Source organism: Salinigranum marinum (assembly GCF_024228675.1).
GTDB lineage: Archaea > Halobacteriota > Halobacteria > Halobacteriales > Haloferacaceae > Salinigranum > Salinigranum marinum.
Window position 1 is genome coordinate 362,382 of the sequence record NZ_CP100461.1, and the last position, 24,498, is coordinate 386,879.

Sequence of the window (24,498 nt, forward strand, 5' to 3'; positions counted from 1 at the left end):
CGGTTACTCCGGTTCGTCGAGTAGACATTCCACTTGGCCCAACGAGCTGTCGCCCGCTACCCCTCGAAGTTCTCCCCACGTGTCGTCTGACCCAGCTGCAGGATACGTCGTCCCCGATCCGTCCATTAACTTCCAGTAGTTGCAGTGCGGGCATTTACCGAAATATCGTACTCGATCTGCTCCGTTGCGCTATTCGCACCCGTTTCGCATGGGTCACACACCCCTGCGGGTTGTACGGGCGGTGTGGCCAGCAGCAATTGTCACATCCCGACCCTAGTGCAATATTTGTACTCATACCCGATGTCTAGTCATGTCGAATATAGTAACAGATGCACTCGCAAAAGACTCACCAAAATATATAAATAATTGGGTATTTCAACGGAGTTGTTAATTGGGTAGATTTAATAGACAAAATGATTATCATATTGTATGTCAAAAACAGCTGAAGAACTAGTTGAAGAGTATAATATTGAGGCGGAACTCATAGAGGCACTTCTTTTGCGGTACGGTGGAGCAATAGACAAACCGACTATTGACAATTTGACTCCCACTCATCGACTAGTCTATCAGTTCCTTGAGAATAATGAAGATTCACCGATTAGAACGGCTGAAGATCATTTTTACCAATTCAACAATCACTCTGAATATAGTCAAAAATCGAATTCCCCAGGAGTTGAATCAGCCTTCAAAGCAATACTGTCCGATCTCGTAGCAGAGGGGCTAGTCGCTCAAACAAATGAAGAACTTCCGCGTTATTCGACCTCGTTCTATGATCTGCTGGCGGAAATCGACAGGGATTGGACTGTAAGTGAAATTGACCAGTTTTGTGCTGCAACAGGTGTCGACAAATGCCAAATATATTATCATATTCTCACCAGTCTCCATCTTGACGTCAATCTAACTGAATAATTCTGACAGCCCCTGATCAAACGGAGGGACTAACAGAGTTAACTAGAGGTGAGAAACGGTCACTGGCAGAAGACTTGGAGCACGCTGTCAACGCCACTGGAAGACCACAGGTCGGGAAATGTGAGTCGGCGATATTTATAATAGAATGACACACAATCAGGAAACATGGGGTATACGAAGGGTACTGCAGACGACGCACCAGATTTTGGTGAGGAAAAGGACCGCAAGAATCCGGACTTCTCCATTGTCGATATCTATGCGGAAGAAGGGGAAGTTTGGATCCAGACCGGCGGGATGCACGAGCCATACAGCGTAGAGATTGCCGAAGAGATCCGTGACCGACTCGACAGCGCAATCGAAGAAGCGAAAGATGACCGGTGAACCAGTCGTCCGAGCCGTTGAGGTGATGGAAGCAATCGGCGCCGACGTGCCAAACGAGTACACGCTGGGTGACGTGGACGACCTCGCTTATCCGGTGAAGTATGACGATCTCAAGCTCACGATTGGAGACAAGGTCGTCTACGACGACTTGATGCGGGTGTACGAAACAACGCCCGTATTCCATCCGGAAGATCAAGCAGAATACGAAGGCGATCAGTTTGATCTCAACAGCCTCGGCGTCGGGTACGGTACCGACGTGGCCGGGTACGATCCCGATACGTTCCCGTTCCTGCTGATGGTCACTCTTGAGAAGTACGTCGGCGCGAAAGTGCTGTACGTAGTGAGCCGTGACGGAACTATCGCCTGTCTGGACTCGCCGAGTGTAGATGTAGTCGAAGACGGTATCAACGAGATCATTGAGAGCATTCATCGGACGAAGCCAGAGGGACCAACGTTTATTGACGACGCTAAGTTGCCTGTCGCGGAGGCCACTGTCGAATCAATCACCGATTTGTAGTTCACCAATGACCGACGTTCACCTCCCTGAAGAGGACGACGCGCGGCGTAGACTGGCAAAGAAGCTGGCGTCGCAGTCCGATGACCGCCCCGAGAGTATCACGGATGAGGAGATGTCGCAGCTCGTTGCGTTGTTACGTGTGTCAGATGTGGACACTCGCGTGCAAGCTGCCGAAGCCCTCCAACACCTGTATGACCGTCCTGCACTCTTTGAACCGGTGATTGCGGAGCTTGTCGAGATCGGGGATACCTACCCTGAAAACGTCGACAGCATCCCTGCTCCAGAGTCGATGATGAGTTCGCCGGAGCTCCGCACCGTCATCTATATCGCCGACTCGCTAGCACGGGTTGCACAACGGGATCCGTCACTGTTCGTCCCGGTCGCCGATCAAATCGCTGATGCAGTCGCATCTGATGACCGGACACCCAAGTACTACGTCTTCATTCTCGGGCTGATCCACGACGACGCTCCGGAGGCCGTTCCCGAAGCGATGGTGAAAGATGAACTCTGTTCGTTGCTTGACCGGGGGCATGGGTTCGGCTATCCATCATGGGCGGCAGACGCACTCCGTCGCCTTGGGGATCCGGCCGTCCTCCCTGAACTAGAGGCAAACTATCCCGAAAACCCATCTGACGAGACCATACAGGAGGCATTCGATGAGGCGATTGCCGAGCTAAAAGCTCAACACCAGTAGCTTCGCACCGCATTCATCGCCGATTTCGATCTCTGAGAGATTTAAATTCGGATTCTGATCACTGCGCATCGGTTGCAAGATACACACTCTGTATGTGTCACGCACTTCCGGTCATCGAGGTGGAGAGTGGGAGTCTCACGTGCAGTTATTATCCCAACTCAGCGGCGCGGTGCCGTGGGATTCCCGCGTCTTCAGGCGCGGGAGGATGTCAAGAGTCGAGCCGTTGCAATACCGATATGAGCGGAGATTCGTTGCGCCACGGCGAACTCGTCGTGGAGCGCTCGGCAAACGAACTCGACGAGGTCGCGATCGCGTTCTCGAGGACGTTGTCCGATCTCGACGTCAAACACGTGTTCATTGCGGGATAGCTCGCGGTATTGACGGGTCGTGCTCGCGCTACCGACGACATCGACGTCCTCATCGAACGGCTCTCGGAAGAACACGTCGAGCAGCTCGTCGTGACGCTGGATGAATAGGGCTACTGGGGGCCTGCGATGCCACCCGACTCGATGGACGGAAACCTCTCTTCGGGAACGTACATCTGGGTTGCTCCCGTCGATCAGATGACGCCACACCTAGAGGTGAAATTCCCCGCCGGCGAGTTCGACCGCGCTTCACTATCGAACGCTATTGATGCTCACATCGCAGGAGCGACGATTCCGGCCGGGGCGCTCGAACTCCAAATCGCGTACAAGCTCTACTTGCGGGGACAGCAGGACTTCGAAGACGCGGCGCAGCTGTATCTGCTCTTCCGGGAAACAGTTAGCATCGACCAACTCGAAGGCTGGATTGGACAGTTGGGAGTCGACGAGGAGTATGAGCGACTCAAATCGATCTGATCGACTAGCGGCGAAGCACGACCAGAACCGCCAAGAGCGCCTCGATGGAATCCGACAGTGGGTCGAATACATGCGAGAACAGCCCCCAGAAGTATGGGGAAGTCAACAGAACGAACTCGTTAACTCACAACTCGAGAGTGCACGAGAGACGGCACTCCCCGCCGATCACGAACAGCGTGTCCGATCCGTTGCAGCAGCGATGTCGGATGCGGTATCGGACGACACGTCCGAGTCTCGATGAGGGCTCCGTGCCTGCCCGAGTCAGTCGCGACGGAGTTCTTGGGTGGTGACCGTCGCGTCCGCAGGAAGAGACGGTGCCGTCGAGCGCGGCGTCCGCCTCACCGTTCGAGCCAGTCGAACAATCCCCGTCGCATCCGACGTTCGGCGGCCTGCGAGAACCGATGGCCCTCGCCGCGGAACGTCTGCAGGAGCACGTCGGTGTCGAACGCGGCCGTCGCGTCGAGGCTGTCCGCGAGGGCCACCGCGTCGTCCGCTCGGCCGTGAAACAGCGCGACGGGGACGTCGAGCGCCTCCGTGACCCGGTCGAACGGGTACCGATCGAGGTCGTCGAAGAACCGGTGGTCGACGGCGTGTCCCGTGTCGTATCGGAACTCCCCTTCGCGTTCGACCACGGCGCGCGTGTCGTCGAACGCCCGGTTGTCCGTGACGGGGGCCCGGCCGGCGACGGCCCGCACGCGGTCGTCGTCGACGGCCGCGTGAAACGCCGTCTTCGCGCCGAAACTGGAGCCGAACAGGGCGTACGCGTCGGCGTCGAAGTAGTCGAGCACCGCACAGAGGTCTTCGATCCGCGACTCCAGCGTCTGGTCGACGAACGCGCCGTCGGACTCGCCACACCCCCTGAAGTCGAACCGGACCGCGTTGTACCCCTCCTCGACGGCCCGCTCGCACCGTTTCTCGTAGCTGCCCGACTTGTCGCTCACGAACCCGTGACAGCAGACGAACCAGTCGTCCGACGGGTGCGGGTGGTGGACTGCGGCGATCTCTTGGCCGTCTCCGAGCCCGATGGGGTGGCTGGTACTCACACTCGGTCCGTTGCAGCCGTCGAGTGATGACGGTGCCGGCTGGCCGGTCGCCCCCGCGTGTGGCCGGTGCCCTACTCTGACGCTCGTCGCTCGGGGACGACCTCGATCGCCTCGATCGGCGTCCGGACCGCACACGCGTCGAACGCGCCGAGCCTCGCGTCGCCGACCGCAACCGACGGTTCGTCCGCGGTGACGACCCGATACCCCGTGCTCGTGAAGTTCGATACCCACGTCAGCTCGCCGCGCCGGTTGACCCGCACGCCGCGCGGGAGCCGATCGGTGGTCGCGACCCCGGCGCGCCCGAGCAGGTCGTCGACGAGCTCGGCGGCGAGCTCCGCGTCCGGCCACACCCCACAGTAGGTGGCCGTACCGTCGCCGACCGCGTTCCGCGCGACGGCCGGCACGCCCCCCGCGAGGCCGTCCGTGTGGGTCGCGACGGCGTCTGCTCCGTGGAGATCGAGCCACTCGCCCCAGACGTGCCACTCTCGGGTGTCCTCGTCGTCGCCACCGCTCCCGAGCGCGTCGCTTTCGACCCGAACCTGGCGGTCGAACTCGGCCGGGAAGCTCTCGTGTTGGTCCACGCGGAGGCCGACGAGCTCGGCGAACGGACCCGGTGGCAGTTCGTCGGGGAGCTTGTTGTACGGGTCTTTCGCGCCCGATCGGGCACCGAGCAGGAGGTGGCCGCCCGCGTCGACGAACGCCCCGAGCCCGGCGGCGCGGTCGTCGTCCGCGAGGTGGAGCGTCGGCGCGACCACCGCGTCGTACCCCGAGAGGTCGGTGTCGGGGTGGACGACGTCGACCTGGACGCCGCGCTCGCGGAGCGCCCGGTAGTACGTCCGGAGGTGTTCCCAGTAGTCGAACGCGGTCGCGTGCGGCTGGGCGCTGATCGCCCACCAGTCGTCGTAGTCGTGCAGGAGCGCGACGGGGGCGTCGACGTGCGGGCGGTCGCCGCCGTCGAGCGCGGCGAGTTCCGTGGCGGCGGCCGTCGCGTCCGTGTAGCCCCTGTCGGGCGCGCCGTCCTGTTTGCGGAGCCCCGCGTGGTACTGTTCTTGCCCCTCGCGGCAGCGACGCCACCGGAAGTACAGGACGGCGTCGGCGCCGTGAGCCGTCGCGTGGTGGGCCCACAGCCGCATCGCACCCGCACCGGGTTGCGGGCAGTCCGGCGGCCAGTTCACGTCGCCCGGTTGCTGTTCCATCACCCAGAAGGGGGCGTCGTTCGTCCCCCGGTAGAGGTCGTGGTTCAGCCCCACCTGGTCGGGGTCGCCCGCGCGGAGTTCGTCCATCGACGGCGTCCCTGCGCGGCGATCCTGGACGAAGCCAGTCGGGTACGAGTCCCACGTGACCAGGTCGAGGTCGTCGCTCACCGCGTGGGCGTCGAGCGTCTCGAAGTCGCCCATGAAGTTGTGCGCGACGAACCACTCGTCGTCGTGTTCGCGGAGGAGGTCGGCGTGGAGGCGGTTGTAGTCGACGACGCTCTCGGTCGAGAACCGGGCGTACTCGAGCAGGTGCGAGGGGTGGTGCTCGGCGGGCGTCGGCCGCGGCGGGTCGACCGCCTCGAACGAGGGATACCGCTGGCTCCAGAACGTCGTCCCCCACGCCTCGTTGAGGTCGTCGACGGAGTCGTATCGGTCACGGAGCCACTCGGAGAAGGCGTCGGCGCAGTCGTCGCAGTAACACCGGACGGTCTCGTGACAGCCGAACTCGTTGTCGGTCTGCCAGCCGACGACCGCCTCCGTGTCCGAAAAGTGCGACGCCATCGCCTCGACGATCCGACGCGTCTCCTCCCGGTAGGCGGGGGAGTTGAAACAGTAGTGCCGTCGCGACCCGAACGCCCGCGGCGTCCCGTCGGGGTCGGCCTGCAGGATCTCGGGGCGCTCGTCGACGAGCCACTTCGGGGGGGTCGCCGTCGGCGTGCAGAGGACGACCGACAGTCCCTCGGCGGCGAGCACGTCGATGGCCTCGTCCAGCCAGTCGAAGTCGAACGCTCCGCGCTCGGGCTCGCAGACGGCCCACGAGAACTCGGCCAGGCGGACGTACTCGATGCCCGCGTCGGCCATCTCCGCCGCGTCGGTCTCCCAGCGCTCCCGCGGCCAGTGCTCCGGGAAGTAACAGACCCCTATCGTCATGTCCCCGACTCGGAGTCGGGCGTGAAAAACGTTCCTCGCTCGTGACATACCCGTCACGTTTATCGCCGTCCGGTCAGCACCGCGAGGCATGCCAACGGTCGCCCTCATCGGCGCAGGCAGTATGGTGTTCGCGCGGACGCTCGTCGGCGACATCCTCTCGTTTCCCGAACTCGCGGACAGCACCCTCCGCCTGATGGACGTCGACGAGGCGCGCCTCGACCGGACCGAGCGAGTCGCCCGCGCGATGGTGGCCAACGAGGGCCTCGACGCCGACGTCGTCGCGACGACCGACCGCCGTGAGGCCCTGGCCGACGCCGACTACGTGCTGAACATGATCAACGTCGGCGGGCGCGAACCGTTCGAGAACGAGATCCGGATCCCCCTCCGCTACGGCGTCGAGCAGGCCATCGGCGACACCATCGGACCGGGTGGGATCTTCCGGGCGCTCCGGACGATCCCCACGCTGCTTGACATCGCGGCCGACGTCGAGGAACTGTGTCCCGACGCGCTCTTTCTGAACTACACCAACCCGATGACGATCCTCTGCTGGACGCTGTTCGAGGCGACCGACGTCGAGACGGTCGGGCTCTGTCACTCGGTCCAGCACACCGTCGAGGCGGTGGCCGACTACCTCGACCTCCCCGCGGACGAGATCGACCACTGGGTCGCGGGCATCAACCACCTCGCGTGGCTCCTCGAACTCGAACACGAGGGCGAAGATCTCACGCCTCGTCTCCGGGCGGCCGCCGACGAGGAGGCGATCTACCGCCAGGACACGGTGCGGTTCGAGATGCTGAAGCACTTCGGCGCGTTCCCGACCGAATCGAGCCACCACCTGAGCGAGTACGTCCCCTACTTCCGGACCGATCCCGAGACCATCGAAGAGCTGACCGGCGAGCGGTACGCCGGCCGGATGGAGACCGCCTCGTACCTCCAGGGGTGGACCGAGCGCACGGCCGAGCGCGAGACGGCCCTCGACGACGACCTCGGCGACGTGGGCGTCGAGCGCTCCGAGGAGTACGCCTCGCGGCTCATCCACTCCATCGAGACCGACACCCCGCGGCGGTTCAACCTCAACGTGTCGAACGAGACCAACGCCATCGAGGGCTTCCCGACCGACGCCTGCGTCGAGGTGCCGTGTCTCGTCGACGGGAGCGGCGTCCACCCCTGCTCTGTCGGCGAACTCCCCGTCGAACTGGCCGCGTTCGACCGACAGCACCTCGCGGTGTACGAACTCGTCGTCAGGGCCGCGCTCGACCACGACCGCGACGCGCTCCACCGGGCGATGAAGCTCGACCCGCTCACGGCGGCGGCCTGCACGCTCGACGAGATCCACGAACTGACCGAGGAGCTCCTCGCGGCGAACGACGCGTACCTCCCGAAGTTCGACTAACGGTCGCCCGACGGCTCCGCCCGCGTCCGCCCGTCCGCGCGCGTCCAGTTCGGCTCGGGGTACGACTGCGACCCGCCGTGGGAGTTCCGCGCGAGGATCGTCGCGGTCGCCGAGACGCGGTCTCCTTCCGTCCCGTCGTCTTCGATCCGCTCCGTCGACGCCTCGTAGTGGAGGATCGTCAGGTCGAGACAGGCGTGGAGGAGTTCGTTCGCCCGGAACCGGTTCCGCGACCCGCTCGGGCCGACCGTCGCCTCTGGCGAGCGGACGTGGTGCTGATAGAAGAGGACTCCACCCGGCTTCAGGGCGGCCTTGATGTCGTTCAGCCGATCCAGGGTCCGGAAGAAGCTAATCGTCACGAGATCGTACTCGCTTTCGGGGTAGTCGAACTCCCGCGCGTCGGCCCGCGTGAGCGAGAGGCGGTCGGCGACGCCGCGGTCGGCGGCGCGCTCGCGCGTGATACGGAGCCCCTCCGCCGACTGGTCGATCCCCTCGACCTCGTAGCCCGCGTCGGCGAGGAACACCGCGTTCCGTCCCGTGCCGGTCGCGACGTCCAGCGCTCGCCCCGCGGGAAGCGTCTCGACGTACGCGCGGAGCACGGGTGACGGCTCCGGTGCCTGCGGGTAGTCGCCCTCGCGGAACCGCTCGTCCCAGGTCGTCATATGTGTCGGTAGAGGCGAGCGGGTTTCAAACGTGGTGTGGCCGGCGACGACCACACCACGTCCCGAGGCGGCCGGGACGTTCTCGGGGACGACCACTCGTCACCCGAGCAGGGCGGCGACGTCGCGGGCGAACCGCTCGACGGCGTCCCAGTCGGTGTACTCGTAGTCCCGCGAGGTGTCGGTGTCACCTCCGTACTTCCGTGCGATCCGCTTCATTACGAACCGCGTGAGCAGGCCGTACTCGCTGTACTTGAGCGCCCCCGGGAAGACGGCCGTCACGTCGGGATCCCAGCCGGTGTCGTCGAGGAACTCGTCGAGGAGGCCGCGTGCGGTCTCACGCGCCGCTTCGGTCCCCTCGGCGACCGTGAGGCTCACCGAGAAGAACGCCGACGGGCGGTCGTCGAGCGACGAGACGTGCTCGCGGACGAACCGGGTGACGTACGCCTGGTGGGTGCCTATGTGGATGGACGCGCCGACGACGACGGCGTCGAACGCGTCGACGGCGAACCCCGACGGGAGGTGTTGGGCGTGGAGGAGCGTCGCCTCGTGACCGGCGTCGGCGAGCGTGTCGGCGACCCGCTCGGCGATGATCGCCGTCTGTCCCTCGCTCGTCCCGTACACGACCGCGACGCGGGCCATCAGCGCACACCCCCGTCCGAACCGGATCGGCCGGCCGGTGGGGTGCGTCGCGCGTGGCGTCGCTGGTGCGGAGTCGTCGTGGGGCGTCGCAGGTGCGGAGTCATCGCGTAGTCGTCCGTCGGCCAGCCGCATAATTGTCAATGAAAGAATACGAACACGTGCCCGGAGGGTCGGTCCGTCGCTCGGCTTCGGCTACCGAAACCACGAGAAGAAGCCGCCGTCGTCCGCTTCGAGCTCGGCGTCGATCTCCTCCTGCGTGAAGTCGAAGAAGCGGTCGTCGGGGAGGTCGACGTCGAGCACGTCGAGGTGGGTCGGCTCTCCTCGGTTGTCGAACGCCTTCCAGTTGCCCCAGCCGTAGGGTGCACCGACGATGACGTGGACCTCCCCCTGGCCGAACGTCGCGAGGTCGGCGTCGCTCGGCCGGAGCACGCCGTTGGGGTGGGAGTGGATCGAACCCACCGACTTGAGGTCGTTCGGCTTCATGTTCGTCTTCACTGTCGCGCTCACCGGGCTCGACTCCGTTCCCGGCACCACGAGCACGTCCGTGATCACCTGGCCCGAGCGGTCGAGTCCGAGCTTCGCCGCGTCCTCGGCCCGGAGGAAGCCCATGTACTCGTTCGGGTGGGTCTCCTCGCACGCCCCCAGCACGAACTCCATCGTCTCGCGGGCGATGCCGAGGAGTTCGCTCGATCGAAACAGGCGCATTCGTCTCTTCGTACCCGTCCGCCCCACGCGCGCCTAAGCGTTCCGGACGGACGGACGGACGAGTCGATCCCGGTCGGAGGGACGAGCCGAGCAGCCAGCACGGGTCGGTCGGTGTTCAGGCGAACCGCGACGGTTCGGGACGCGACGCGCCGCGACGAGCCTCCGGCGGAGTTATTGTCGGCGGCGGCGATGCCCAGGCCGCATGGTGCCACACCTGCGCGACTACTTCGACGCGTTCACCCGCCGCGACTGGCAGACGCTCGACCCGGCCGCCGTCGACGACCCCGTCCGAGTGGCGCTGGTCGGCCTCGGCTGGTTCACCCGCGAGTGGGCCCTGCCGGGCGTCCAGCGGTCGGCGTTCACCGAGGCGACGGTCGTGACGGACGTCGACGCCGAGGCGGTCGCCACGGTCGCGGCCGAACACGATCTCGTCGGGCTCTCTACCGAGGAGTTCCGGGACGGTGTGGCCGCCGACCAGTACGACGCGGTGTACGTCGCGACGCCGAACGCCGCTCATCTCGAGTACGTCGAACGCGCGGCCGACCGGGGGAAGGCCGTCCTGTGCGAGAAACCGCTCGAAGCGACGGTCGATCGGGCCGAGCGGGCGGTCGCCGCCTGCGAGGCGGCGGGCGTCCCGCTGATGGTCGGCTACCGGATGCAGACGGAACCCGCAGTGCGCCGCGTCAAAGCGCTCCTCGACGAGGGGTTCGTCGGCGACGTCGTCCACGTCCACGCGACCATGTCGCAGACGATGCTCGGCGAGCTCACCGACGCGACCGACCAGTGGCGACTGGACGCCGACCAGTCGGGCGGCTGTGCGCTCATGGACCTCGGGGTGTACCCGATCAACACCACGCGGTTCCTGCTCGACGCCGACCCCACCCGCGTGTTCGGCCACACCCGCTCGGAGCACGTGGCCTTCGACGCTGTCGACGAACACGCCGCCTTCCAGCTCGCCTTCCCCGAGGACGTCCACGCGCTCTGTACGGTGAGTCAGAACGCACAGCACGCGAGCCGCCTGGAGATCACCGGCACCGAGGGGCGACTCGTCCTCGACCCGGCGTTCTACGAGCGCGAGGAGCGCGCCGCCCGCATCGTCCGCGGGGGCGTGGCGGCCGACCTCGAGTTCGAACCGGTCCACCAGCTCGAAGAGGAAGCCGCCTACTTCGGTCACCACCTGCTCACCGACACCGCGTTCCACCCCGACGGGCGACACGCCCTGACCGACATGCGGGTTCTGGACGCTATCTACGAGTCCGCGGCGACCGGCAGTCCGGTGTCCTTGTCGTTGTGAGGAGTCACGGCGTGCGTCCGAGCCGCTGACTTCACCTGCCGCCGCCCACGCGAACTGGGTCGCGCTCGGCCCGCTCGCCTACCCGTTGATCCCGTACACGTCACCGGACCAGTCGCGCGCGGGCGTGTCGTACACCGGGCGGTCGCGGTCGCGGTCGTCGAGGCGGCGGAGGTCGGCGTCGTCCAGCGCCCAGTCCAGGTCGGCGTTCGCCCGGACGTGTGCGGGCGACGAGGACTTGGGGAGGACGACGATGTCGCGTTCGAGCGCCCAGTTGAGCACGACCTGTGCGGGCGAGCGCTCGTAGCGGTCGGCCAGTTCCTGGACGACCTCGTCGGCGAACACTTCGGCACGGGCCAGCGGCGCGGCGGCCTCGACGACGGTGTCGGTGTCTCGACAGTAGTCGACGAGGTCGGGCCGCTGGAACCACGGGTGGAACTCGATCTGGTTGACCGCGATTGGGACGTCGCTGACGTGGTGCGCACAGCTCAGCTGGTAGGCGCTGAAGTTCGAGACGCCGACGTTGCGGACGAGGCCGCGGTCGTGGAGCGTCGCCATCGCGTCCAGCGACTCGCGCAACGAGACCGCGGGGTTGGGCCAGTGGATGAGGTACAGGTCGAGGTACTCCGTTCCCAGCCGGTCCAGTGAGGCCTCACAGGCCTCGATCAACGAGTCGTACGTGAGGTGTTTCGGGAGCACCTTCGAGGTGAGAAAGAGCTCGTCGCGGTCGTAGCCGGCGAGCACCTCACCGATCTCGCGTTCGTTGCGATACCCCTCGGCGGTGTCGACGTGGGTGTAGCCGGCGTCGAGCGCCGTCCGAACGCTCTCTTCGACCGTCTCGCCGTCGAGTCGCCAGGTCCCGAGGCCGAGCGCGGGGAGCTCGTCGCCGCTCGGGAGCGTGTGTGTGGCACCGATCATGTGTGTGTCCGTCCGTTGTGTCGACCGCTGAGTTGAAGATACTGGTCGGAGTTGGCGTTCGCCTCCGGGGGCGTTTTCGACCCCCGCGTGTGGCGGCTCGGCGGGGTCGTTCCGACCACAGGGCCGGTTCCAAGCTTTAAGCCACCGCTCGCCTAAGGCCGGACACCGTGGACACCACTCAGGCCGTCGACCGGCTTCGGCTGTCGCGACCGGAACTGGCCGTCGCCGTCTCCGGCGTCGCCAGCATGGGGCTGGAAATCCTCGCCGGGCGGATGATCGCTCCGCAGTTCGGGAGCAGCATCTACACCTGGGGTGGCATCATCGGGGTATTCCTCGCCGCGCTCAGCTACGGCTACTGGCGGGGCGGGCAGGAGGCGGCCGCCCACGCCTCGAACGAGCGGATGGCGCGCTTTTTTCTCCTGACGGCGGTGTACGTCGCGCTCGTCGTCTTCGCGGGCGACATCATGCTGCGGCTCACTTCGGGGTTCCCGCTCCCCAGCCGATTCGCGTCGCTCCCGGCTATTACGCTCCTGTTCGGCCCGCCGACGTACTTCCTGGGCTTCATCAGTCCGTACGCGGCCGAACTCTCGCGCAAGGAGGGGCTCGGCGCGGCCTCGGGCCACGTCTACGCGCTCGGGACGATCGGGAGCATCGTCGGCGCGTTCGCGACGACGTACCTCCTCATCCCCTCGCTGGGGATCGAGGAGATCGGCCTCGTCTTCGGGCTGTTGTCGGTCGGGACGGCGGTCGCGCTCTCACGGCCCGGCATCGACCTCGAACAGGCGCTCTCGTTCGTCGCCGTCACCCTCCTGCTCGTCGCCGCGGTCGCAAGCGGCGCGGCCGGCGTGGCCGCCGAGGGGCAGGTCGTCTACCAGACCCAGACCGCCTACCAGGAACTCGAAGTCATCGACATCGGCGACAGGCGGACGCTGTATCTCGACGGCCAGCCCCACAGCGCGATGGATCTCGACGCCCCCACCAGACACGTCTTCGACTACACGCCGTACTTCCATCTCCCCTTCCTCTTCGCCGACGACGAGGCGGAGATCGACCGCGTGCTGTTCATCGGCGGCGGCGGCTTCACCGGGCCGAAACGGTTCGTCGAGGAGTACGACGTCACCGTCGACGTCGCCGAGATCGACCCGGAAGTCATCGACGTCGCGAAGGAGTACTTCGCCGTCGAGGAGTCCCCTCGGTTGAACATCCACAACACGGGCGGACGGCAGTTCCTCCGCGAGACCGACCACGAGTACGACCTCATCGTCCTCGACGCCTACCGGAAGGACAAGGTGCCGTTCGAGCTCACGACGGTCGAGTTCATGCGACTGGCGAACGACCGGCTCTCGGACGAAGGAATACTGTTCGCCAACGTGATCTCCGCGCCGAGCGGGCCGGCCTCGAAGTTCTACCGCGCCGAGTACAAGACGATGCGCGCGGCGTTCCCGCAGGTGTACAGTTTTCCGACCGACGCGGGCGTCGGGATCCAGAACATCGAACTCGTCGCGACGAAAAGCGAGACGGTCGTCACCCAGGCGCAACTGCGGGCGCGTAACGACCGCCGTGACATCGGGATCGACCTCTCGACGGAGCTCCGAACCTATCGTCGAACCGAAGCGACCGGCGACGTCCCGCTCCTGCGGGACGACAAGGCACCGATCGACAGCCTCCTCGATCCGATGGTCGGCCAGCGGTACGTCGTCGACGACGCCGACGAGGCGAACGGGACGGACGGCACGGACGGCGCAGGGACGACCCCGACCGAGCCGAGTCCGGGGACGACGGCCGCCGCGCCGACCGCGACGGCGGCCGGACGCGGCTGAGCCCGGGCGCCCCTTGGAAACGCGGACGGCGACTTGGTCCCCGTCGCGTGCGCACGATCCCGCGGCTCCCGTCGCCAGTCAGCGGTTCGTCCAGCGACACTCGACGCAGTTACCGATCCCGTGGACGTTGGTCGTCGAGGCGGCGCACTCGGGGCAGGCGGCGACGACGCCACCGTCGGTCACGGCGGTTCCGGACGGCTCCTCGGCGTCGGCATCGGCGTCCGACGCGGATGGGCGTCGCGTCGGAGCCTCCGGGTGACAGTCGCGACACAGCCATCTGGTCACCCGGTGGGTGACGGTAACCCCGTACTCCCGGTATCTCAGGACGCGTTCGACGTCCGCTCCGCAGCGTTCACACTCCATCATACTAACTGTAGATTCAGCACGTACTGGCAAGTTTCTTTCCCCGTTCGCAACCCAAAAACTCCTCGCATTGGTCGAATATATTTATATTCGGGACAATAGTCGTTTGCATGTGTAGTTTTGTTCTGCGTTCGGCGTGGCGGGGCATCGGCGTCGGACGAACACCGGACGCCAGGGCTCGGCACGGACCGGTCCGGGTCGGTGCGGGTGGCCGAACTGACAGCCGTCCGGATCGTCGAGCGCGGGACCGTGAGGCACAAATCCCCGTACCGAGAACGGCTCTCAATGAGCGACCGTCCTCGACAGTCCCGCTCGCACCTCTTGACTCCTCGACGAGCCTGGGTGCTCGTGGCGGTCGCCGTCGGCTGGCTGTTCGTCGTCGGCGCACGCTTTCTCCTGCCCGCGGTGCTCCCGCAGGTGAAGACGACGTTCGGCGTCGGCAACGCGGGCGCGGGGCTCGCGGTGTCGGTGATCTGGGGCGCGTACGCGGTGATGCAGGCCCCCGGTGGCGTGCTCATCGACCGCGTCGGCGAGCGGCTATTGCTCGCGGGGAGCCTCGTGCTCACCGGCGCGGCGGTCGTCGTGGTCGCGTTCGCGCCGACGTACGTCGTCTTCCTCGTCGGCTGTGCCGCCTTCGGCCTGACGACGGGGCTGTACGGGCCCGCCCGCGGCACGTCGATCTCGCGGTCGTTCCCGAACAACGACGGGGCGGCCATCGGCGCGACGCTCGCCGCTGGGAGCATCGGATCGGCCGTCCTCCCGTTCGTCGCGGGATCGCTCGTCGGCGAGGTCGGCTGGCGACTGCTGCTCGGCGTGCTCGTCGTGCCGTTCGTCGTCGTCGCCGGACTGGCGTGGGCAGCCGTCCCCGACCGTCGCGGGGACGAGGACGCGTCGCCGCCCGAGATGCGAGTGCTCGTCGGTGACGTCGCCAGGGCCGTCAGGACGCCCGCGGTCGCCCGGGCCGTCGCCGCGGTGACGCTCCTGCTGTTCGCGTTTCAGGGGATCACGGCCTTTCTCCCGACGTATCTCGTCGAGGTCAAGGGGTTCGATCAGGCGACGGCGACGGGGCTGTTCGCCCTCCTGTTCGTCGCCGGGGCGGGATCGCAACTCCTCGCCGGGACGGTCGCGGACCGTATCGGCGAGCGGTGGGTGCTCACCGCGACCGCGGCCGTCGCGACCGCCTCTGCCGCCGCGCTCCCGTTCGTCGACGGCCTCCTGATCGCGGCGGTCGTCGTCGCGGCCGTCGGGACCCGGCTCGCGATGGCGCCCGTCTCGAACGCGTACGTCATCGACATCCTCCCGCCGGGCGTGCAGGGGAGCGCCTGGGGGATGCTCCGTACCGGCTTCTTCCTCGTGAGCGCCGGCGGGTCGACGCTCGTCGGTGCCTTCGCCGACCGGGGGCTGTTCGACGAGGCCTTCTTCGTCCTCGCGGCGCTGGCCGCACTCGCGACCCTGTTGTACGCCCGGCTCCCGTCGCGAGCGACCGCCAAGCGGCAGGCGACCGCCGCCGACTGACTCCTCGACCGTCCGTCTGTCAGCCACCCACACACGCCGTCGGCCGTCGTCACACGGATCGCCGGGCTCACGCGACCGTGACCGTTAGGCCGGCGGCGGCCCGAGCGTGTGTATGGCGACCGAAACGCTCCGGTGTCGGCGCTGCGGGGCGACGCTCCGGACGGGCCTGATCGCGAGCGGCCGGCGGGCGTGCTGTCTCAACGCGACCCCGATCGTCGGGGCGTGTCCCACTCACGGCCCGCTGGGTCCACACCACGCGACCACCGATCCGGCGGACGCCGGCTCTGACCACAGCGAGGGTCGTCGCTGACACTCACGCGGTGACCCGCGCATCTTCGGCCTCCATTTCAATCAGTGATAACGCCATCCGCACATTCATATCTCCGTAGTCGAAGGGCCGGTTGTCAGCTGAGTTCCCCGTCTCTGCCAACTCTCATGCCCTTGCAACACGTTCCGCCCGGCGACGACAGATCGGCCAGACAGGCGGTCTACGAGGCGTTCGCTGACCGAAGCCGGTCGGTCGAGGACGCCACGGACCGAGCGCTCCGGGTCGGCACCGAACGGCTCGGGGTCGAACTCGGCGTGCTCACCGAAATCACGCCGGAGAGACAGACGATCGTCCAGGCCGTGGGAGACCACGAGACGATCGAGGCGGGCGAGACGTGCCCGCTCGACCGCGCGTACTGTCGGCGAACCGTCGAGCAAGAGAGCACGCTCTGCGTCCAGGACGCCGCCTCCTCCCGCGAGGTCTCCGAACTCGCGTACGAGACGTTCGGGCTGGACACGTACATCGGCGCGAAAGTCACCGTCGGCGACGGGGCGTACGGGACCGTCTGTTTCGCCGACCCGGAGCCGCGTGCGGAGCCGTTTTCCGAGGCGGATCAGCTGTTCGTCGAACTGCTCGCCCGACTGGTCGGGCAGGCGATCGAACGACGCCGGCACGAGGAGGCGTTCCGCGAGCAGAACGAGCGCCTCCGGACGGAGAAACGACGCATCCAGCGCATCGCCAACACGACGTTCGACCTCCTGTTCGAGCTCGACAGCGACGCGCAACTCACGTACGTCTCGACGGGGGTCGGAACGGTGTTGGGGTACGGGGCCGAAGAGGCGATGGGGAACTCCTTCACCGACTACATCGCCCCGTCGTCGTTGTCCGCGGCGTTCGAGGCGTTTGAGCAGGTATTCGACGGTGAGTCGGTCCGGAACCTCGAACTGACGGCGAACAGGGCCGACGGCGGGACGGCCACCATCGAGATCAACGCCACACCCGTCGAGGAGGACGACACGGTGGTGGCGCTCCAGGGTGTCGCCCGCGACGTGACAGCGCGGCGCGAGCGAGAGGCCGAACTCCGGCTCAAGACGCGGGCCATCGACGACGCCACCGTGGGCGTCACCATCGCCGACGCGACCGAACCGGACAACCCGCTCGTCTACCTGAACCAGGCGTTCGAGACGCTGACGGGCTACTCGAGCGAGGAGGTGCTCGGGCGGAACTGCCGTCGCCTGCAGGGGCCGGCGACCGACGAGGAGACCGTCGAGACCCTCCGCGAAGGGATCGAGGCCGCCGAACCCGTCTCCGTCGACCTCGTCAACTACCGACGGAACGGCGCGCCCTTCTGGAACAACGTCCGGGTCGTGCCCGTCGACGACGACGCCGGGGAGCTCTCGTATTTCGTGGGCTTCCAGGAGGACGCCACGGACCGGGTCCGGACCGAGCGCCTCATCGAACTGCTCAACCGCGTCCTCCGGCACAACCTCCGGAACGAACTGAACGTCCTGCTCGGCTACGGCGAACTCCTCACCGACCCCGAGGCGGCCGCCCGGACCGACGTCGATGCCGGCCGCGTCATCCGTGACACCGTCGCGAAGCTGTCGTCCGTGAGCGAACAGGTCCGCGAACTCGAGGCCATCGCCCGACAGGACCACAAACCGACTCGGCTCGACGTTCGGGACCTGCTCGACTCCGTCGCCGGCGACGTCGGCGGGGAGTACCCCGACGCGACCGTCGACGTCGCCGTCGATGTCCCGCCGAGCCGGGGGATCTGTGCGGGGATGGAGCTGGGGCGGGCGATCGAGGAGCTCGTCGACAACGCACTGGCGCACGACGGTGACGATGGTGGTGTTTCGGCGGTGCAGGTCACCGCACGGGCCGCGGGGGACGACATTGAGCTCGTCGTCGCCGACGACGGACCGGGGATCCCTTCCATCGAGGCGTCGGCGATCGAGAGCGGACGGGAGACGGCGGTCGAACACGGCAACGGGCTCGGGCTGTGGCTCGTGAACTGGATCGTCACCCGCTACGGCGGGAGTTTCCAGATCCGGCCCGCGACCGACGCGGACGACGCGTCGGGAACGGTCGCGACGATTCGGCTCCCGGCGATCGAGTCCGACGAGTCGGTCGACGAGGCGGTTCGGCCCCACACGACCCTGTTTCAGTAGCGTCGCCGGGCGGCGCTCGCGGAACTCGACGGTCGGTCCCGCCCGCTACGGCTCGGTCGTGACCGCCGACGCGAGCGCGAGCAGTCGGTCCCCGAGCGTCTCTGCGTCCCGCGCCAGCACCCGCGTCATCGGCTCCTTCCCGACGTCGCCGTCGTCGACCACCGCGACGGGCGGCGTCTCGGCCCCCGCCGCGCCCGCGAACGCCTGCCGGGCCCCCCACCCCATCGTCGACGCCTCCTCGTCGGCGGTCGGCTCCGCGCTCCGGTCGAACGACGCGACCGGCCAGCCGAGGTCCGCCAGGGCGGCCTCGATACCGTCGTCGAACCGGCAGTTCGCGGCGAACCGGTACGCCGGAGCGGCCTCGCGCGCGGAGAGCAGGAAGCGCGCGACGTGGCTCGACGCGCCGAACCGGACCCCGCGGTTCGGCCGCACGCCCGACAGCGTCCGGGTGATCCGGCCCTCGACGGCCGCGACGTCGCCCGTCTCCTCGGCGTACGGCGTCGCGCCCACGACGTTCAACCCCACCTCGGGCACGATGGCTCGCGTCGCCTCCCCCGCGACCAGGCGGTCGACGACGCCCTCGACGGCCTCGCCGGTCGCGTGCCGCGCCGCGCGGTCTCGGATCGCGACGAGGTGGTGGACCGATCCAGGCCCCTGGCCGACGTCCAGCGGGTAGCGCACGGCCCGACGCATGAACTCGACGCCGGCCGCGACGGCGTCGGGGAGCGACTCCTCCCGGGCGAGGCCGGCCGCGATCGCACTCGACAGCGTACAGCCGGAGCCGTGGGTCGCGTCGGTGTCGACGCGCGGACTCTCGAACCGACGCACCGCGTCCCCGGTAACGAGGAGGTCGACCACGCGCTCGTCCCGGCCGGCGGCGTCGACGTGGCCGCCCTTCACGAGCGCGGCCGCCGCACCCGTCTCGACGAGCGCCTCGCCCGCGGCCCGCATCGTCTCCTCGTCGACGACCTCGATCCCCGTCAGGACCGCGGCCTCGTCGGCGTTGGGCGTCACGAGCGTCGCCGACGCGACGAGGTCCTCGTACGCCGCCTCCGCCTCGGCCGCGAGCAGGCGGTCGCCCGAGGTGGCGACCATCACCGGATCGACGACGAACGGGACGCCCCACTCGCGCGCGTGCTCGGTCACGAGTTCGACGATCGGCGTCGTCGCCAACATCCCCGTCTTCACCGCCCCGACGTCGAAGTCACCGCGCACGGCTTCGATCTGTGCGTCGACCTCCTCGATCGGGAGGACGTGCGTCGACTCGACGCCCCGGGTGTGTTGTGCCGTCGTGCTCGTGATCGCGCTCGTCGCGAAGACGCCGCCCGCCTCCATCGTCTTCAGGTCGGCCTGGATCCCCGCCCCGCCCCCCGAGTCGCTGCCGGCGATCGTCAGCGCCACGGGCCGACGGTCGGGGACTGGTCGTCGGCTCACAACTCCCTCCCGGTCTCGCTGATTGCGTCGTGTCTCTCTGTTCCACGCATATAAGTTAGTTATACAAGCCCGTCATAACACTTTTGCGGTCGCCCCGAAATGGACGGACATGTCCTTCACCGACACGCTCGAACCGGTCGCCGAGCCGCTGTGGGACGCCATCGTCGACCATCCGATGGTGTCGCAGTTGGGGGCGGGAACGCTCGACGAGTCGCCCTTCCGGTACTGGGTGCGGCAGGACTACGTCTACCTCGTCGAGTACAGCCGGCTGTTCGCCCTCGGAGCGGCGAAGGCACCGGATCTTCGGCGGCTGGGGACGTTCGCGGAGCTGCTCGAATCCACAGTCACCACCGAGATGGACCTCCACCGGTCGTACGCCGCGGAGTTCGGGATCGACGAGTCGGCGCTCGAAGCGACGGAGCCGTCGCCGACGACGCGCGCCTACACGGACTTCCTCGTCCGGACGGCGGCGCTCGGCACCTTCGGCGACCTCGTCGCCGCGCTCTTGCCCTGTATGTGGGGCTTTAACGCGACGGCCAACCGCTTGGCCGAGCGCGGCCGGCCCGCCCACGAGGGGTACGCCGCGTGGATCGACATGTACGCCGGCGACGAGTTCACCGAACTCACCGACTGGTGTCTCGATCTGATGGACGATGTCGCGGCCGGCGCGGACGAGGCGACGAGAGACCGCTACCGCGACCTGTTCGTCACCTCCGGGCGGTACGAGTACCGCTTCTGGGACGCCGCCTGGCGCGAGGAGGAGTGGGAGGTGTCGGTGTGACGCCACACTCGACCGACGCTGGCGAGGGGTTCGAGACGTACGCCGCGTACGCGGCCGCCCACGACGAGCCGCGCTTTTCCGACTGGCTCCGCGCCCGGTCGGAGCCGGCGTGGACCCGGGCCACCGAACACCGGTTCGTCGACGAACTGGCGGCCGGAACGATCGACGACGACGTCTTCGGTCGGTATCTCGTCCAGGACTATGCGTTCGTCACGACGCTCGCCGGCCTCGTGGGGTTCGCGGCGGGGCAGGCACCGACGGTCGGCGCCACACGCGAACTCGCGGGCTTTCTCGACACGCTCACCGACGAGGAGGACGACTACTTCGAGCGGGCGTTCGACGCGCTCTCCGTCCCGGAGGCAGAGCGGGACGGACCGGAGAAGACGGCCACCACCGAGGCGTTCGAGGACCTCCTCATCAGGGCCGCCCACGAGGGCGGCTACGCCGAGTCGCTGTCGGTGCTCCTCGCCGTCGAGTGGGCCTACTGCACCTGGGGGGTGGCGAACGCCAACAGCGACGTCGAAGCGTTCTACCTCGCCGAGTGGATCGACCTCCACGCCGTCGACGCGTTCGAGTCGTTCGTCGCCTGGCTCCGGACGGAACTCGACCGGGAGGGTCCCGACCTCTCCCCCCGGCGGGAGGCACGCGTCGCCCGTCACTTCCGGCGGGCGGTCGACCTCGAAGTGGCCTTCTTCGACGCGGCCTACGAGTCGTAGACTGTCGTCGTCACGTGCCGTTACGACACCCCCCGTGACCGGTCCTCGTGGCTGCGTCCGGCGACGTCCCGTCGTCACACCTCGGTGATCGGAGGTCGCCGCCCACAACTGTTTTGCGATGGCACACCATACCAATGGTCCGTAGATGTACCCGGACAGGAGGCCTCGAACCAACGACACGGACGCGTCTCACCGCTCGCAGCCACACGCCGGTCGGAGTCGGCGACGCCGATGATCGAACACGTCGTCATCGTCGGTGGTGGGCGCGTCGGCCGTCACGTGGCCGAACAGCTCGGCGACGAACAGTACACCGTCACGATGGTCGAGCGCAATCCGGAGACGTGCGAGCGGCTGACCCCGACGGTCGGCCAGGTCGTCGAGGGCGACGGCACCGACCCCGACGTCTTCCGGGAGGCTGATCCCGGTGAAGCAAGCGTCGTCGCGGCGCTCACGGACGACACGGCGGTGAACCTCGCGATCTGTGAGATGGCGCGGGAGCTGGCTCCTGACGCTCGGACCATCCTTCGCGTCGCGGCCGACGGCGAGCAGGCGTACGGCTACCGGAGCTTCGTCGACGACGTCGTCTACCCCGCGGCTGCCGGCGCGACGGCCGCGGTCAACCGGATCAACCGGGTGTGATCGCGGATCCGTAGAGCGGTCACTCCGTGGCGTCGCCCCCGACCAGCGCGACCACCCGGTCGGCGGCGTCGACCGCGCTCTCCCCGAACACGTAGGCGACCGGCTCGACGCCGAACGCCCCGCGGTGGTACGCGACGTCCGGGACGCCGGCCTCGCCGAAGCGCTCGCGGAGGTGTTCACCGCGCTCCTCGTAGTCGGCGTCGAACGCCAGGGTCCGGAGCCCGCGGTCCCGGGCACGGCGCAGCAACGCGTCGTCGGTCGCGACGTTCACCGCACCCCTGACCGACGGATCGACCGCCGCGGCCGCGAGGACGGCCGTCGCGACGTGCTTCGAGGCACCGAACTCGGGGTTCGCCGGCACCTCCACGCGACCGGCCATCGTATAGATCCGGCCGGGGATGGCCGCGACGTCCGTCGCGGCGGCCGCTCCGGGGAGCGCCTCGCCGACGTTCGTTCCCACGTTCGGGACGAGGCTCGCGACGTCGCCCGCCGCCAACCGTCGCGCCGCCGTCCGGACGCTCGCGAGGACGGCCCGCTCGCGCTCGGCCTCCGAGTCGACCCCGCGGACGCAGAGGTCACAGCCGAGACCGCGCAGCGCCGGCATCTCCCGTTCGTGGAGCTCGCAGACGGGGCCGCGGTCCTCGAGCGTCCTGACCAGGCCGATCAGTTCGGCGAGGGCGTCGTAGCCGTCGAGGTCGCCGTCGTCGAGCCCCCGCGCGATGCGGTCGACCGTCGCCTGCGCGTCGGGATGCTCGGCGACGAGCGGTTCTCCGTCGAACCCGCCGAGGTAGTTGCTCACCGCCGCCTGTGAGACGCCCAGGTGGCCGGCGATCGCCTGCTGGGTCGCTCCGCGCTCGTGCAAGCGGCGGGCCAGCATCGCTCGGAGCGTCGGCACCACCCGGTCGGCGACGAGTTCGCTCGGGAGGACGAGTGACATGATCCGACCTCGAGCCGCCGCGGAATAAAACCACCTTCCGGGCGTATAAGTTGGTTATATAACTAAGTTTTAACACAGTCGTCACCGTAGGCGGGGCCATGCAACCGACAGCGGGGAGGCGTTCGGGATGGTGAGCACGACGACCACGCTCGCGGTGACGGTGCTCACGCTGGTGTGTTTCACCGGGCTTGGGCTCTGGTACGTCCGCCGTCGAGGTGGCGTCCGCGACGCCGAGGAGTTCGTCAGCGCGCGGAACTCCACCGGGACGGGCGCGACCACGGCCACGCTGGTCGCGAGCGTCATGGGAGTGTGGATTCTCCTCGCGCCCGTCGAAGCCGGTGCGGCGTTCGGCGGCCTCTCGGCCGTGTTGGGCTACGCGGTCGGCGAGGCGCTCCCGATGCTCGCGTACGCTCGGCTCGGTCCCCGGATTCGGGAGCTGATCCCCGAGGGCCACTCGCTCACCGAGTACGCCCTCGCACGGTACGGCCCCGCGATGTACGCGTTCGTCCTCCTCGTGAGCGTCTTCTACATGTTCGTCTTCCTCGCCGCCGAACTCACGGGGATCGCGAGCGCCTTCGAGCTCATCGCGGGCGTCCCGCGGTGGCAGACGGGCGTCCTCGTGGGGGGGTTCGTCCTCCTGTACACGAGCTACGGCGGGCTCCCGGCGAGCATCTTCACCGACTCCATCCAGACCGTCCTCGTCCTCCCACTCTTGCTCGTGAGCGCCGTCGGCGCGGTCCTCGTTCTCGGCGGGCCCGCGGCGACGTACGGCGCGGTCGTGGCGACCGACCCCACGCTCGTGGACCCCACCTTCTTCACCGGCCTCCGGTTCGGCGTCTGGGTCGCGATCGCCATCCTCGGCGCGGAGCTCATCAACCAGACCTGGTGGCAGCGCATCTACGCCGCCCGCGACACGGAGACCCTCCGACGTGGCTTCCGGACGGCCGCTCTCGTCAACTTCTGCGTCGTCCTCCTCGCCGGCCTCTTCGGCGTGGTCGCCCGTGGCGTCGCCGACGTCGTGGTCACGGGCGAGGAGTACAACGCCAGCATCGCCTTCTTCGTCCTCCTCTCGGAGGCGTTCCCCGAATCGCTCGTCCTCGGGGTCGTGTTGCTCGCGCTCCTGCTCGTGATGAGCACCGCCGACACGCTGTTCAACGCGCTGGCGAGCGTCGTCACCGCTGACCTCCCGCGGCTCCTCGACGACCCCGACGACCGGACGCTCACGTGGGGTGCCCGACTGCTGACCGTCGTCGTCGCGGTCGCCGCGATCCTCGTCAGCCTCCGCGCTCAGAGCGTCCTCCGGCTGTTCCTCCTCGCCGACCTGTTCGGCGCGGCCGTGATGGTGCCGTTGCTCTACGGGCTGTACTCCCGGCGTGCAACTGGGCCAGGAATGCTCGTCGCGAGCCTCTCGGGGCTCGTCGTTGGGCTGGCGTTCTTCCAGAGTCCGATCGTCCGTTCCGCGCTCGAAGCGCTCCCCGTCGTCGGCCCGCGACTCCCCCCGGCGGATTTCCTCTTCGCGTTCGTCGGCGCGGCTGGCGTCTCCGCCGTCGTGGCCGTCCTCGCGGCTCGGGTCGCGGACGCGACCTACGACTTCGATCGACTCGCGACCACGGTCCGGCGGTTCGACGACCACTCCGGGGAGCGGGTCGACGCCGTGGACGAGCCGGCGGACTGAGCGGGTCGCCTCCGGGTTCGAACGAGGAAGCGTGCTCGTGTTCGGCCACCCGCCCGGCACGATCG

The 24,498-nt window shown here is 67.5% G+C and carries 26 protein-coding genes; 17 read left to right on the top strand and 9 right to left on the bottom strand.

What is annotated here, in order from left to right:
• Positions 1-429 precede the first annotated feature (429 nt).
• The 7 genes from NKJ07_RS01615 to NKJ07_RS24570 all read left to right on the top strand — a co-directional run bounded on the left by NKJ07_RS01615 (position 430) and on the right by NKJ07_RS24570 (position 3,581).
• Positions 430-909 (top strand): hypothetical protein, encoded by a 480-nt coding sequence (locus tag NKJ07_RS01615; protein WP_318568853.1) that lies wholly within the window; start codon positions 430-432, stop codon positions 907-909.
• A gap of 165 nt (positions 910-1,074) precedes the next feature.
• Complete coding sequence (locus NKJ07_RS01620) at positions 1,075-1,290, top strand: hypothetical protein (protein ID WP_318568854.1); 216 nt, start codon at positions 1,075-1,077, stop codon at positions 1,288-1,290.
• On the top strand, positions 1,280-1,807 hold the full coding sequence (locus tag NKJ07_RS01625; RefSeq protein ID WP_318568855.1) for a hypothetical protein: 528 nt from the start codon (positions 1,280-1,282) through the stop codon (positions 1,805-1,807). The genes NKJ07_RS01620 and NKJ07_RS01625 overlap by 11 nt, the downstream gene beginning before the upstream one ends.
• 7 nt (positions 1,808-1,814) lie before the next feature.
• Positions 1,815-2,501: a hypothetical protein gene (locus NKJ07_RS01630; RefSeq protein WP_318568856.1), complete on the top strand. Its 687-nt coding sequence runs from the start codon at positions 1,815-1,817 to the stop codon at positions 2,499-2,501.
• 236 nt (positions 2,502-2,737) lie between these two features.
• Positions 2,738-2,869: a hypothetical protein gene (locus NKJ07_RS01635; protein WP_318568857.1), complete on the top strand. Its 132-nt coding sequence runs from the start codon at positions 2,738-2,740 to the stop codon at positions 2,867-2,869.
• Between the two features lie 141 nt (positions 2,870-3,010).
• A complete protein-coding gene (locus NKJ07_RS01640) occupies positions 3,011-3,340 on the top strand; it encodes a hypothetical protein (protein ID WP_318568858.1) in 330 nt (109 codons plus the stop codon).
• Positions 3,318-3,581, top strand: a complete 264-nt coding sequence (locus NKJ07_RS24570) for a DUF8150 family protein (protein ID WP_484593989.1) — start codon at positions 3,318-3,320, stop codon at positions 3,579-3,581. Before NKJ07_RS01640 ends, NKJ07_RS24570 begins: the two co-directional genes overlap by 23 nt.
• Positions 3,582-3,678: 97 nt before the next feature.
• On the opposite strand, the gene NKJ07_RS01645 is transcribed toward NKJ07_RS24570, so the two are convergent.
• Both NKJ07_RS01645 and NKJ07_RS01650 read right to left on the bottom strand, forming a co-directional pair.
• The gene (locus NKJ07_RS01645; protein ID WP_318568859.1) at positions 3,679-4,383 is read right to left on the bottom strand and encodes an alpha/beta hydrolase family protein; all 705 of its coding nucleotides are present in this window, start codon (positions 4,381-4,383) and stop codon (positions 3,679-3,681) included.
• Positions 4,384-4,454: 71 nt separating this feature from the next.
• A complete protein-coding gene (locus NKJ07_RS01650) occupies positions 4,455-6,509 on the bottom strand; it encodes a beta-galactosidase (protein WP_318568860.1) in 2,055 nt (684 codons plus the stop codon).
• Between the two features lie 88 nt (positions 6,510-6,597).
• Here NKJ07_RS01650 and melA point away from each other — a divergent pair, with 88 nt between their 5' ends.
• Positions 6,598-7,902, top strand: a complete 1,305-nt coding sequence (gene melA / locus NKJ07_RS01655; RefSeq protein WP_318568861.1) for an alpha-galactosidase — start codon at positions 6,598-6,600, stop codon at positions 7,900-7,902.
• Here the strand turns inward: melA and NKJ07_RS01660 are convergent.
• The 3 genes from NKJ07_RS01660 to NKJ07_RS01670 all read right to left on the bottom strand — a co-directional run bounded on the left by NKJ07_RS01660 (position 7,899) and on the right by NKJ07_RS01670 (position 9,905).
• Positions 7,899-8,561: a class I SAM-dependent methyltransferase gene (locus NKJ07_RS01660; protein WP_318568862.1), complete on the bottom strand. Its 663-nt coding sequence runs from the start codon at positions 8,559-8,561 to the stop codon at positions 7,899-7,901. The genes melA and NKJ07_RS01660 overlap by 4 nt on opposite strands.
• A 99-nt stretch (positions 8,562-8,660) precedes the next feature.
• Entirely contained in the window at positions 8,661-9,200 is a 540-nt protein-coding gene (locus tag NKJ07_RS01665; protein WP_318568863.1) for a flavodoxin domain-containing protein, read from the bottom strand.
• Between the two features lie 192 nt (positions 9,201-9,392).
• On the bottom strand, positions 9,393-9,905 hold the full coding sequence (locus NKJ07_RS01670) for a Mov34/MPN/PAD-1 family protein (RefSeq protein WP_318568864.1): 513 nt from the start codon (positions 9,903-9,905) through the stop codon (positions 9,393-9,395).
• Positions 9,906-10,107: 202 nt separating this feature from the next.
• Between NKJ07_RS01670 and gfo6 the strand changes: the two genes are divergently transcribed.
• Positions 10,108-11,199, top strand: a complete 1,092-nt coding sequence (gene gfo6, locus NKJ07_RS01675) for a D-xylose 1-dehydrogenase Gfo6 (RefSeq protein ID WP_318568865.1) — start codon at positions 10,108-10,110, stop codon at positions 11,197-11,199.
• Between the two features lie 78 nt (positions 11,200-11,277).
• On the opposite strand, the gene NKJ07_RS01680 is transcribed toward gfo6, so the two are convergent.
• On the bottom strand, positions 11,278-12,114 hold the full coding sequence (locus NKJ07_RS01680) for an aldo/keto reductase (protein WP_318568866.1): 837 nt from the start codon (positions 12,112-12,114) through the stop codon (positions 11,278-11,280).
• A gap of 167 nt (positions 12,115-12,281) precedes the next feature.
• Between NKJ07_RS01680 and NKJ07_RS01685 the strand changes: the two genes are divergently transcribed.
• The gene (locus NKJ07_RS01685; protein ID WP_425504708.1) at positions 12,282-13,934 is read left to right on the top strand and encodes a spermidine synthase; all 1,653 of its coding nucleotides are present in this window, start codon (positions 12,282-12,284) and stop codon (positions 13,932-13,934) included.
• Positions 13,935-14,012: 78 nt separating this feature from the next.
• Here the strand turns inward: NKJ07_RS01685 and NKJ07_RS01690 are convergent, their stop codons facing one another.
• Entirely contained in the window at positions 14,013-14,300 is a 288-nt protein-coding gene (locus NKJ07_RS01690; protein WP_318568867.1) for a hypothetical protein, read from the bottom strand.
• Positions 14,301-14,582: 282 nt separating this feature from the next.
• Between NKJ07_RS01690 and NKJ07_RS01695 the strand changes: the two genes are divergently transcribed.
• The 3 genes from NKJ07_RS01695 (at position 14,583) to NKJ07_RS01705 (ending at position 18,251) form a co-directional block, all read left to right on the top strand.
• A complete protein-coding gene (locus NKJ07_RS01695; RefSeq protein ID WP_318568868.1) occupies positions 14,583-15,812 on the top strand; it encodes an MFS transporter in 1,230 nt (409 codons plus the stop codon).
• Positions 15,813-15,924: 112 nt separating this feature from the next.
• Positions 15,925-16,122: a hypothetical protein gene (locus NKJ07_RS01700; RefSeq protein WP_318568869.1), complete on the top strand. Its 198-nt coding sequence runs from the start codon at positions 15,925-15,927 to the stop codon at positions 16,120-16,122.
• Between the two features lie 131 nt (positions 16,123-16,253).
• Entirely contained in the window at positions 16,254-18,251 is a 1,998-nt protein-coding gene (locus tag NKJ07_RS01705; RefSeq protein ID WP_318568870.1) for a PAS domain S-box protein, read from the top strand.
• A 45-nt stretch (positions 18,252-18,296) separates the two neighbouring features.
• Here NKJ07_RS01705 and thiD read toward each other — a convergent pair whose 3' ends face one another.
• Positions 18,297-19,685 (bottom strand): bifunctional hydroxymethylpyrimidine kinase/phosphomethylpyrimidine kinase, encoded by a 1,389-nt coding sequence (gene thiD / locus NKJ07_RS01710; protein WP_318568871.1) that lies wholly within the window; start codon positions 19,683-19,685, stop codon positions 18,297-18,299.
• 109 nt (positions 19,686-19,794) lie between these two features.
• Between thiD and tenA the strand changes: the two genes are divergently transcribed.
• The 3 genes from tenA to NKJ07_RS01725 all read left to right on the top strand — a co-directional run bounded on the left by tenA (position 19,795) and on the right by NKJ07_RS01725 (position 21,821).
• Entirely contained in the window at positions 19,795-20,466 is a 672-nt protein-coding gene (tenA, locus tag NKJ07_RS01715) for a thiaminase II (RefSeq protein WP_318568872.1), read from the top strand.
• Positions 20,463-21,182: a TenA family protein gene (locus NKJ07_RS01720; protein WP_318568873.1), complete on the top strand. Its 720-nt coding sequence runs from the start codon at positions 20,463-20,465 to the stop codon at positions 21,180-21,182. Before tenA ends, NKJ07_RS01720 begins: the two co-directional genes overlap by 4 nt.
• Positions 21,183-21,266: 84 nt before the next feature.
• Positions 21,267-21,821, top strand: coding sequence for an NAD(P)-binding protein (locus NKJ07_RS01725; RefSeq protein WP_318568874.1), 555 nt, complete (start codon positions 21,267-21,269; stop codon positions 21,819-21,821).
• Between the two features lie 19 nt (positions 21,822-21,840).
• Here the strand turns inward: NKJ07_RS01725 and NKJ07_RS01730 are convergent, their stop codons facing one another.
• Positions 21,841-22,758 (bottom strand): thiamine-phosphate synthase family protein, encoded by a 918-nt coding sequence (locus NKJ07_RS01730; protein ID WP_318568875.1) that lies wholly within the window; start codon positions 22,756-22,758, stop codon positions 21,841-21,843.
• Between the two features lie 127 nt (positions 22,759-22,885).
• Between NKJ07_RS01730 and NKJ07_RS01735 the strand changes: the two genes are divergently transcribed.
• Entirely contained in the window at positions 22,886-24,433 is a 1,548-nt protein-coding gene (locus tag NKJ07_RS01735) for a sodium:solute symporter family transporter (protein ID WP_318568876.1), read from the top strand.
• Positions 24,434-24,498 lie beyond the last annotated feature (65 nt).

Coding starts and splice junctions, on each gene's coding strand:
- melA (WP_318568861.1), top strand. CDS start 6,598: ATGCCAACGGTCGCCCTCATCGGCGCAGGCAGTATGGTGTTCGCGCGG.
- NKJ07_RS01730 (WP_318568875.1), bottom strand. CDS start 22,758: ATGTCACTCGTCCTCCCGAGCGAACTCGTCGCCGACCGGGTGGTGCCG.
- NKJ07_RS01665 (WP_318568863.1), bottom strand. CDS start 9,200: ATGGCCCGCGTCGCGGTCGTGTACGGGACGAGCGAGGGACAGACGGCG.
- NKJ07_RS01700 (WP_318568869.1), top strand. CDS start 15,925: ATGGCGACCGAAACGCTCCGGTGTCGGCGCTGCGGGGCGACGCTCCGG.
- NKJ07_RS01650 (WP_318568860.1), bottom strand. CDS start 6,509: ATGACGATAGGGGTCTGTTACTTCCCGGAGCACTGGCCGCGGGAGCGC.
- NKJ07_RS01635 (WP_318568857.1), top strand. CDS start 2,738: ATGAGCGGAGATTCGTTGCGCCACGGCGAACTCGTCGTGGAGCGCTCG.
- NKJ07_RS01735 (WP_318568876.1), top strand. CDS start 22,886: ATGGTGAGCACGACGACCACGCTCGCGGTGACGGTGCTCACGCTGGTG.
- NKJ07_RS01630 (WP_318568856.1), top strand. CDS start 1,815: ATGACCGACGTTCACCTCCCTGAAGAGGACGACGCGCGGCGTAGACTG.
- tenA (WP_318568872.1), top strand. CDS start 19,795: ATGTCCTTCACCGACACGCTCGAACCGGTCGCCGAGCCGCTGTGGGAC.
- NKJ07_RS01680 (WP_318568866.1), bottom strand. CDS start 12,114: ATGATCGGTGCCACACACACGCTCCCGAGCGGCGACGAGCTCCCCGCG.
- NKJ07_RS01625 (WP_318568855.1), top strand. CDS start 1,280: ATGACCGGTGAACCAGTCGTCCGAGCCGTTGAGGTGATGGAAGCAATC.
- NKJ07_RS01695 (WP_318568868.1), top strand. CDS start 14,583: ATGAGCGACCGTCCTCGACAGTCCCGCTCGCACCTCTTGACTCCTCGA.
- NKJ07_RS01620 (WP_318568854.1), top strand. CDS start 1,075: ATGGGGTATACGAAGGGTACTGCAGACGACGCACCAGATTTTGGTGAG.
- NKJ07_RS24570 (WP_484593989.1), top strand. CDS start 3,318: ATGAGCGACTCAAATCGATCTGATCGACTAGCGGCGAAGCACGACCAG.
- NKJ07_RS01615 (WP_318568853.1), top strand. CDS start 430: ATGTCAAAAACAGCTGAAGAACTAGTTGAAGAGTATAATATTGAGGCG.
- NKJ07_RS01690 (WP_318568867.1), bottom strand. CDS start 14,300: ATGATGGAGTGTGAACGCTGCGGAGCGGACGTCGAACGCGTCCTGAGA.
- NKJ07_RS01670 (WP_318568864.1), bottom strand. CDS start 9,905: ATGCGCCTGTTTCGATCGAGCGAACTCCTCGGCATCGCCCGCGAGACG.
- NKJ07_RS01640 (WP_318568858.1), top strand. CDS start 3,011: ATGGACGGAAACCTCTCTTCGGGAACGTACATCTGGGTTGCTCCCGTC.
- NKJ07_RS01660 (WP_318568862.1), bottom strand. CDS start 8,561: ATGACGACCTGGGACGAGCGGTTCCGCGAGGGCGACTACCCGCAGGCA.
- gfo6 (WP_318568865.1), top strand. CDS start 10,108: ATGGTGCCACACCTGCGCGACTACTTCGACGCGTTCACCCGCCGCGAC.